This window comes from Cupriavidus sp. 05N40 (assembly GCF_056397305.1).
The window spans coordinates 1-9,025 of the sequence record NZ_JBFTND010000257.1 but is presented as its reverse complement, the minus strand read 5'-3'; the positions used below and the strand labels follow the sequence as shown (position 1 = coordinate 9,025).

The 9,025-nt window shown below is 67.8% G+C and carries 10 protein-coding genes; all 10 read left to right on the top strand.

Going from position 1 to position 9,025, the window contains the following annotated elements; translation table 11 throughout:
* Positions 1-195 (top strand): DUF2300 domain-containing protein (locus tag AC1DO7_RS36490; protein WP_477117237.1); only part of this gene is annotated, 195 nt, incomplete at its 5' end.
* The gene (locus AC1DO7_RS36485; protein ID WP_441616929.1) at positions 192-1,016 is read left to right on the top strand and encodes a YfaP family protein; all 825 of its coding nucleotides are present in this window, start codon (positions 192-194) and stop codon (positions 1,014-1,016) included. The genes AC1DO7_RS36490 and AC1DO7_RS36485, both read left to right, overlap by 4 nt.
* 65 nt (positions 1,017-1,081) lie before the next feature.
* Complete coding sequence (locus AC1DO7_RS36480) at positions 1,082-1,927, top strand: YfaP family protein (protein ID WP_477117236.1); 846 nt, start codon at positions 1,082-1,084, stop codon at positions 1,925-1,927.
* A gap of 88 nt (positions 1,928-2,015) precedes the next feature.
* The gene (locus tag AC1DO7_RS36475; protein WP_441617102.1) at positions 2,016-3,134 is read left to right on the top strand and encodes an MGDG synthase family glycosyltransferase; all 1,119 of its coding nucleotides are present in this window, start codon (positions 2,016-2,018) and stop codon (positions 3,132-3,134) included.
* A complete protein-coding gene (locus AC1DO7_RS36470) occupies positions 3,134-3,652 on the top strand; it encodes a hypothetical protein (RefSeq protein WP_441616927.1) in 519 nt (172 codons plus the stop codon). Before AC1DO7_RS36475 ends, AC1DO7_RS36470 begins: the two co-directional genes overlap by 1 nt.
* A gap of 145 nt (positions 3,653-3,797) precedes the next feature.
* Entirely contained in the window at positions 3,798-4,916 is a 1,119-nt protein-coding gene (locus AC1DO7_RS36465) for an acyltransferase family protein (protein WP_441616925.1), read from the top strand.
* Between the two features lie 276 nt (positions 4,917-5,192).
* A complete protein-coding gene (locus AC1DO7_RS36460) occupies positions 5,193-6,431 on the top strand; it encodes a GTP cyclohydrolase II (RefSeq protein WP_441616923.1) in 1,239 nt (412 codons plus the stop codon).
* Complete coding sequence (locus AC1DO7_RS36455; RefSeq protein ID WP_441616921.1) at positions 6,428-7,747, top strand: URC4/urg3 family protein; 1,320 nt, start codon at positions 6,428-6,430, stop codon at positions 7,745-7,747. The genes AC1DO7_RS36460 and AC1DO7_RS36455 overlap by 4 nt, the downstream gene beginning before the upstream one ends.
* A gap of 72 nt (positions 7,748-7,819) precedes the next feature.
* Complete coding sequence (upp, locus tag AC1DO7_RS36450; protein ID WP_441616919.1) at positions 7,820-8,479, top strand: uracil phosphoribosyltransferase; 660 nt, start codon at positions 7,820-7,822, stop codon at positions 8,477-8,479.
* The coding region (locus AC1DO7_RS36445; protein ID WP_477117235.1) for a TetR family transcriptional regulator C-terminal domain-containing protein at positions 8,479-9,025 on the top strand (547 nt) is incomplete at its 3' end. The genes upp and AC1DO7_RS36445, both read left to right, overlap by 1 nt.

Genomic DNA, 9,025 nt, shown 5'->3' with positions numbered 1-9,025 from the left:
GTCCGCGAAGGCCGGCCCTATGCCGATGCGCGCCGCAACCGGCTCTATATCCACCGGCTTGCCAGCGAGGACGACCGCATCGCGCTGGCACACGAATACCTGCACCTCGCGTTCGCGCGCCATCCGCGCGGGCAGGACGAGCAATTCGTCGAAGGCCTCGCGCGCAAGCTGGTGCGCACGGAAAATCCGTCATGAACCGCACCTTTTTCTCCCCGCACCGCTGGTCACCTGCCGCGCTGGCGCTCGCCTGGGCCGTGGCACCGTTGGCGGGCACGGCCGGGCCGGTCGCCGAGCTCGAAGGCCCGGCCGGCGGCTGGCGCCACAGCGGCCTGTCCAGCGAGCTGGAACGCTACACCGCGGCCTATCCCAAGCCGCCGGTGGACCGCGGCGCGCAGAAATACCGCACGCTGATCGAAGGCCGCCTGCACCGGGCCGGCAAGGAAGGCCGCAAGCCGCCCACGCTGGTGGTCAACGGCAACGCAATGCCGCTCTATGCCGACGAGCAGGGTCGCTTTGCCCGGCCATGGGCGTTCGGGCGCGGCTCCAACAGCGTCGAGATCATTTCCGCCGACGGCGCCTCGCGCCAGCGCCTGCAGTTCTACGAGGCCGACGCCACCAAGGTCCAGGCCAGGCTGCGCGCCGTGCTGACCTGGGACGATCCCAAGGCCGAGGTCGACCTGCATGTGATCTCGCCGGACGGCGGTCATGCCTTCTGGGCCAGCCCGCTGCTGCCCGCGGGCGGGGGCCTCGACGTGGACAGCGTGGACGGAGCCGGCCCCGAGATCTTCTCCAGCGCCGCGCCGCGCCCGGGCGTGTGGCTTTTCTACGTGAACTATTGGGGCAATTTCGACGCCGCCGGCTACAACTTCCAGGCTGGCGCAAACGCGCGCGACCTGATCACCGCCAGGCTCACGCTGATCTACAACGAGAACACGCTCAACGAGAAGCGCGAGACCCTGGTGGTGCCGCTGCGCAAGCTGGGCGAACTGACGCTGATGAAATCGGTGCGCTTCTGACCGGCGTCCTCCAAGGGCGAAAGCCAGGAAGCAGATAATGCCCGCCAGGGGCAGGGAATGTGGATATGCATCGCAAGCCGAATTTCGCTTTAGCCAGACTGATCCTGCCGGCCTTGCTGCTGGCGGGCGCCGCGCATGCCGACGWTGCCATCGAGTTCACCACGCCACGCAACGGATGGCGCAATTCGGCGGGTGACACTGCCAATTACACGCAGGAGGTCCACTATCCCGCCGTGTCGGTGTCCACGCCGGCGGGCCAGGCCGCCAGCGCCATGATCGCGGGGCGTATCCGTTCGGCGCCGAAAGCGCAGCCTGGCGGCGGTGCCGAGGGCGCCGCGCCCGCTGCGCGCGGACGTGGCCGGCGCGGCGACGGCTCGGTCGCCACGCTGGTGATCAACGGTGTCGCCATGCCGCAGCGGGTGGAGGAGGACGGCCGCTTCTCGCGGCCATATGCGTTTTCCGCAGGCAGCAACAGCGTGGAGATGCGCAGCGCGCAGGGCGCCAGCAAGCGCGTGCAGTTCTACGACGGCTACCAGGGCCGGACCCGGCCGCGCTTGCGCGTGGTGCTGTCCTGGGATAGCGATGCCACCGACCTGGACCTCCATGTGGTTGCGCCGGACGGCCAGCACACCTTCTACGCAAATCGCGTCGCCGGCAACGGCGGGGCGCTCGACGTCGACGTGACCACCGGCTATGGTCCCGAGATCTATTCGATCGCCGCGCCGCCGCCCGGCACCTATCTCGTCTACGTGAACTACTACGGCAGCGGTGCGGGGCCCGAAGCCATCACCGTGGCCCAGGTGGCGGTGATCACCGACGAGAACACGCCCAGCGAAAAGCAGCAGGTATTCCGCGTGCCGATGCGCAAGCCCGGCGAGCTGACCCTGATCAAGTCATTTGTCATGAAGTGACCCGAGGAGCCATGTGACCGATCTGACCGACGCGACCAGGCCGCAGAAGAAAATCCTGTTCCTCAGCGTTTCCGCCGGCGCCGGGCACATGCGTGCCGCCGAGGCCCTGAGGCTGACGGCGCAGGCCGAATTCCCCGAGGTGCGGACCCTGCATCTCGATGTGATGGCGTACGTGCCCGCCACCTTCCGCAAGCTCTACACGGACCTCTACATCAAGCTGGTCAACAGCTATCCGGCCTTGTGGGGCATGCTGTACCAGCATACCTCGGAGGCCGATCCCGCCGCGCCCATGCAGAAACTGCGGCGGGCCGCGGAGCGCCTCAGCACGCGCGCGCTGCGCCGGGCGATCGACGAATTCGCGCCGGACGCCATCGTCTGCACGCACTTCCTGCCGGCCGAGATCCTGATGCATGAAGTGCGCCGCCAGCGACTGGCCGTGCCGGTGTGGGTGCAGGTGACCGATTTCGACCTGCATGGCATGTGGGTGATTCCCCATATGACGGGCTACTTCGCCGCCAGCGAGGAAATCGCCTTTCGCATGCGGGCCAGCCGCATCGAGGCGGGGCGCATCCATACCACCGGTATCCCGGTGGTGCCGGCCTTCACCCAGCCGCAGGACCGGCACGCTTGCGCCGCGCATTTTGGCCTGGACCCGGCGCGGCGCACCATCATGCTGATGGGGGGCGGCGCCGGCCTCGGCGGCCTGGACGAAGCCGCCGACGCGCTGATGCGGCTGGGCGACGATTTCCAGTTGATCGTGCTGGCCGGGCGCAACGAGGCCGCATTGAATCGCCTCAGGACGCTGGCGGGCGCGCATCCCGGCCGGCTGTTTCCATTCGGATTCACCAATGAGGTGGAACGGCTGATGGCCTGCTCTGACCTCGTCATCACCAAGCCCGGCGGGCTGACCACCTCCGAATGCCTGGCCATGGGCGTGCCGATGGTCGTCAATGCGCCGATCCCGGGACAGGAGGAGCGCAACGCGGACTATCTGCTGGAGCAGGGCGCTGCGCTCAAGGCCGTGGACCTGGTCTCGCTCGAATACCGTGTGCGCCTGCTGCTGGCCGAACCGGCCCGGCTGGACGCGATGCGGGAGCGGGCTCGCTCGCTGGGCCAGCCTGCGGCGGCCCGGCGCGTGCTGCAGACCGTGCTGGCGCAATTGCCTGGCCGGCAAGACCGCGCGCCGCTGCCGGCGGAGGCAGGCTGATGCGCTCCCTGAACCTGTCTGGCCCGCAGCGGCATGCGCAGGCATTTCCGTCGCGGCACCCGCTGGTGCTGCTGCTGATCATCGGCTGGACCTTGCTGCTGGCGTACTTCTTTGCCAATGTCGAGATCCAGATCGAAGGCGCTGCCGGCTGGGCCGCCAACCTGCCCACCTGGCGCATCGAGCATCACTGGCTGCTGGATATCTTCTGGGGCGGTCGCCCGATGACCGGCTATCACGCCTGGGTATTTCCCTGCGTGGCCCTGTTCTTCCATTTCCCGCTGCTGTTTGCCGGTCGCTGGAACTGGCGGGCGGAAGCCCGTGTGATCGCCTGCATCATGGTGTTCTGGATCACCGAGGATTTTCTCTGGTTCGTGCTCAATCCGGCGTATGGCGTGGCGCGCTTCGCGCCAGAATTCGTGCCCTGGCATATCCACTGGCTGGCCGGCGCGCCGACGGATTACTGGGTGTCGCTACTGGCGGCGGCCTTGCTTTTCTGGGTCTCGGGCCGGCGCGCCTGAGAGAAAATGTGTTCTTAACGACATATTACATGCGTAAATAGCCGAATAAGTGCCGTATTGATAACTATCTGGCGCCGCCGCGGATCGCCTTGGCCGCATAGGAGTAGAATCACGCTCTTGTGTACTTTGTAGCATTCTTATAACAATGAGCCCCCGTCCTTCGCGCATGGCGTGCGTTGACGCACTCAAGGCGATCAGCTCGCAACTGATCGTGCTGCACCATCTTGCCTTCTACGGCCCGATGTCCGACGTGGCCCACGTGCTGGCGCCCGATCTGCTCGACTGGTTCTCCCAATACGCGCGCATTGCCGTACAGGCCTTCCTTGTCATCAGCGGATTCCTCGCGGCGCGCAGCCTGGCGCCCGGCGGTCATCTGATGGTGCCGCATCCCTTGCTTGCGATCTGGCGGCGCTACCAGAAACTGGTGGTGCCTTATACCGCGGCCATCCTCATCGCCATTGCCGGTGCAGCCATCGCGCGCACCTGGATGCATCACGATTCGATTCCCGGCGCGCCGGGCCTGCACCAGTTCCTGGCGCATGTGCTGCTGCTGCATAACGTGCTGGATTTCGATGCGCTATCGGCCGGCGTCTGGTACGTCGCCATCGACCTGCAGCTGTTTGCCTTGCTGATCGCGGCGCTGTGGCTGGCGCGCCGGTGCGCAAGGTGGTTCGACGTGGAGGGCGCCGTGTTCGGCATGCCACTGGTGGCGGGGCTGGCGCTGGCGTCGCTGTTCTGGTTCAACCGTGATGCCGCGTGGGATGTGTGGGCGATCTATTTCTTCGGCGCCTATGGCATGGGTACGCTGGCGTTCTGGGCGTCCGAGCCGGAGCGTTCGCCGGTGGCGCTGATGGTGCTGGGCGCGGCGGTGCTGGCCGCGCTGATCGTGGACTTCCGCCTGCGTATCGCAGTGGCCCTTGCGGTGGCCTTGCTGCTGGGCATGGCGCGTCGTGGCGGCTGGCTGGAGCACTGGCCGCGCGCCAATGTGCTGGCGTTCTTCGGCCGCATTTCCTACTCGGTTTTCCTGGTGCACTTCCCGGTGTGCCTGGTAGTCAACGCCGTGGTATCCCATCTTGCGCCGCACCAGCCCGTGCTCAATGCACTTGGCATGGTTGCCGCGTGGGTGCTGAGCAACGCGGCCGGCGCGCTGTTCTACCGTTATGTGGAGAGCGGGACGCCGCTGCGGGCCCTGCGCCAGGCGGTGTGGCCGGCCCGCGCCGAAGCGCCGCGGCGCCAGCCTGCCGGGCGGCAGCAGTCGACCTGAGCGGCCCGCCGGTTTTCCGGCGCATCGCAAGCAGACGCATGCCAACTGCGGCGCCAGGCCTGAACAGCCTGGCGCCGCTTTCACTTGGTGCCTGTGCACCGCGATCCGGCAGCGTGCGGGCATGCCACCGCACGGCTGCGGTGCGCCTGGTCAAGGTGCGGCATTGTTGGCCGCGCAACACAGGGTAAAAACGAGCATTGGGATATGGCATGAAGGTTGCCTACTATGAAACTGTAAACCTGACCGTTTGGTCAGGATTCCTGTTCCGAGGCTGCCATGTCCGATCATATCGTCCTGACCTCGCACGCACGCCGCGACAAGCCGGCGGAGCCCATTCACTGGGGGGCCGCCAGCGCCGCGGAGCGCGGTCCCGTGATCGCCAGCCTGACCAATCCCGACCAGCGCAACGTGATCGGCACCCACTCGGGCGCCTATGCGGTGTATCGCGCACTGGCGGTCGCCTCGGGCCGGCTGCAGCGCGATCACCGGGCTGACCTGACCGATACCGCGCCGGCCGAACCCATCGGCCCGCATCCACAGTGGGCCGACCCGGACAAGATCGTTTCCATGGATCCCTGGGGCCACCTGGTCTCCACCGCCTTTGCAGACCGGATCGCGGCGGGCATCGATATCCGGCCCTCGATTGCCGTTACCCGCGCCCATATCAATATGCCCGAACTGGCGGGCGCCATCGCGGCAGGGCGCCTGGTGCCGGACGGCCGGATCCTCCACGCCAACGGCGACGTGCGCGTGACCAAGGCCGCGATCGACCCGGTCTGGTACCTGCCGGGCCTGGCGCGGCGCTTCGATATCAAGGAAAGCGCGCTGCGCCGTGCCTTGTTCGAGCAGACCAGCGGCATGTTCCCCGAACTGGTGACGCGGGCGGACCTCAAGGTGTTCCTGCCGCCCATCGGCGGCATGACGTTGTACTTCTTCGGCGATGTCAGCCAGCTCGGCAAGCCCGAGACCAAGGTGGCCTGCCGTGTGCACGACGAATGCAACGGCTCCGACGTGTTCGGCTCCGATATCTGCACTTGCCGGCCCTATCTGGCGCATGGCATCGAGGTGTGCATCGAGATGGCGCAACAGGGCGGAGTGGGCCTGGTGGTCTACAACCGCAAGGAAGGCCGCGCGCTGGGCGAAGTCACCAAGTTCCTGGTCTACAACGCTCGCAAGCGCCAGGTCGGCGGCGACCGCGCCGAGACCTATTTCGCGCGCACGGAATGCGTGGCCGGCGTGCAGGACATGCGTTTCCAGGAACTCATGCCCGACGTTTTCCACTGGCTCGGCATCAAGCGCATCGACCGCTGGGCCTCGATGAGCAATATGAAGCACGGGGCGCTGACCGCCCAGGGTATCGAGGTGGTCGAGCAGGTGGCGATCCCCGATGCGCTGATTCCGGCCGACGCCCGCGTGGAAATCGACGCCAAGGTAGCGGCTGGCTACTTCACGAGCTATACCCCGCCGGATGCGGAAGAACTTGCACTGGCAAAGGGTAGAGGACTGAACGAATGAACCAGACACCTGAAGCGGGCGTGCCGGGCGGCCCGTCCGATGCCTTCACCCAACCCGCCAGCGACGGCGGCGGCTGGGCCAGCCCGGTGCCCGCCGGGCATCCGGCCGCGGCGCTGCTGACCGGGCAGGCGGTGCGCGCGCACTGCGCCACCGTCACCGAGCACGTGGCGGCGGGCGCCTCCGAACTGTTTACCTGGCACCCGGACCGCATCGCCGCGGTGGCGGACTACGTGGCGGCCACTATCCGCCAGCGCTATCCGGACCTGAACGTGCCTTATCACAGCCGCTGGCGCCATTTCGAGAGCGGCGCGGGCGAGAAACTGGACCGCTGGCAGATCCTGTGCGAGCGCGGCGGGCTGTCCGGCGAGGCCGATCGCGAGGAGCGCGCCCGCATCGGCATCGACCTGGTGATCCCGAGCGTGCTGCTGGATGCGGGCGCGGGCCCGGACTGGCGCTATCGCGACCCGGCCAGCGATCTCTCGCTGACCCGCTCGGAAGGCCTGGGCGTGGCGAGCTTCGACCTGTTCGCGCGCGGCGGATTCTCCGCCCAACCCGGCCAGCCGTTGCGCGCCGATGCCGAACGCCTGATGCGTATCGACGCCTCTTCCATCGCCACCGCGTTCCAGGTGGCGCAGCACAATCCGCTGGTCGGCCTGGAAGGCCGGGCCGGGCTGCTGCGCCGGCTCGGCGAGGTGGCGCAGGCCACGCCGGCCGTGTTCGGCACGCCGGCGCGACTTGGCAACCTGTACGACTACCTCAAGGCGAGTGCCGTCGACGGTCACATCGAGGCCGGCTTCGTGCTGAGCACGCTGCTGGTGGCGCTGGGTCCGGTATGGCCGGGGCGCGTCATGCTGGAGGGCGTCTCGCTGGGCGACTGCTGGCATCACCCGGCCTGCGCCGACGGCCTGGTGCCGTTCCACAAGCTCACGCAGTGGCTGACGTACTCGTTGCTCGAACCGCTGGAGGACGCCGGGCTGACCGTCACCGGGCTGGAAGCGCTCACCGGCCTGCCCGAATACCGCAACGGCGGCCTGCTGTTCGATTTCGAGCTGATGGTGCCGCGCGACCCGGCCTTCGCCTCGGTGACGCACACGGTGGACGAGCCGGTCATCGTGGAATGGCGCGCGCTCACGGTCACCGGCCTGGACCTGGTGGCCGCCTCGGTGCGCGAGGCGCTCGGGCTGTCAGCCGCCGATTTTCCGCTGGCGCGCGTGCTCGAAGGCGGCACCTGGGCGGCGGGGCGCCGCATTGCCGCCAAGCGCAGGCCCGGCGGCCCGCCGCCTTTCGCCATCGACAGCGACGGCACGGTGTTCTAGCCTGCGCGCCGCGCGCCCTCCAGGGGGCGCGCGGCGGTACCCCTTTGCGATTCGCCTCCCGAGGAGCGCAACATGACCGATCTTTCCGCTGTACCGCCTGTCACGCCATCGGTGATGGTGGTGGACCATCCGCTTGTGCAGCACAAGGTCACGCTGGTCCGCAGCGAAGACACCACCACGGACAATTTCCGCCGGCTGGTCCGCGAGATCAGCCAGTTGCTGACCTACGAAGCCACGCGCGACCTGGCGATGGAGACCATCGCCATCAAGACCCCGATCGCGCCGATGGAGTCGCCGGTGCTGTCGGGCAAGAAGCTGTGCCTGGTGTCCATCCTGCGGGCCGGCAACGGTTTCCTTGACGGCATGCTGGACCTGCTGCCGGCCGCGCGCGTGGGCCATATCGGCCTGTACCGCGATCCGGAGACGCTGGAGCCGATCGAGTACTACTTCAAGATGCCGGAGGATATCCGCGAGCGGCTGGTGATCGTGGTCGACCCGATGCTGGCCACCGGCAACTCCGCCATCGCCGCGCTCAACCGTCTCAAGGAGGCGGGCGTGAGCACGCTCAAGTACGTGTGCCTGATCGCCTCGCGCCCGGGTTTGCGCGCGTTGCAGGCGGCGCATCCCGACGTGGCCATCGTCACGGCGGCGATCGACGAGGAGCTCAACGAGCACGGCTACATCGTTCCCGGCCTGGGCGACGCCGGCGACAGGCTCTACGGCACGCGCTGATGGGCGCGCCGGCCACGGCGCCGCCGCCATGCTTCCCGCCACAGCAGGAAGCGGCGGGCGGGCGCATTCGCCAGGAGAACGAGGCGCTGATCCTGCGCGCCGCCGAATACGTGTTTGCGCGTGCCGGCTTTGCCGGCGCCACCATGGCCGAGATTGCCACGCAGGCCGGCGTGCCGAAGTCCAACCTCCACTACTACTTCCGCACCAAGCAGGCCCTGTACCGCGCGGTGCTGGCGCATACGCTGGCGCTGTGGCTTTCGGAAACCGACATCATCGCCGCCGGGCAGCGCCCGCAGGTGGCGCTGGAGCAGTACATCCGCGCCAAGATGCGGCTGTCCGCCAGCCACCCCGATGCCTCGCGCGTGTTTGCCAATGAGCTGCTGCATGGCGCGCCGGAGATCCGTGACGTGCTCAGCGGCGCGCTGCGCGCGCTGGTGACGCGCAAGGCGAGCGTGATCAAGGAATGGATCGCGCGCGGCGAAATGGCCAGCGTGGACCCTTGGCACCTGTTCTTCACGATCTGGGCCGCGACCCAGACCTATGCCG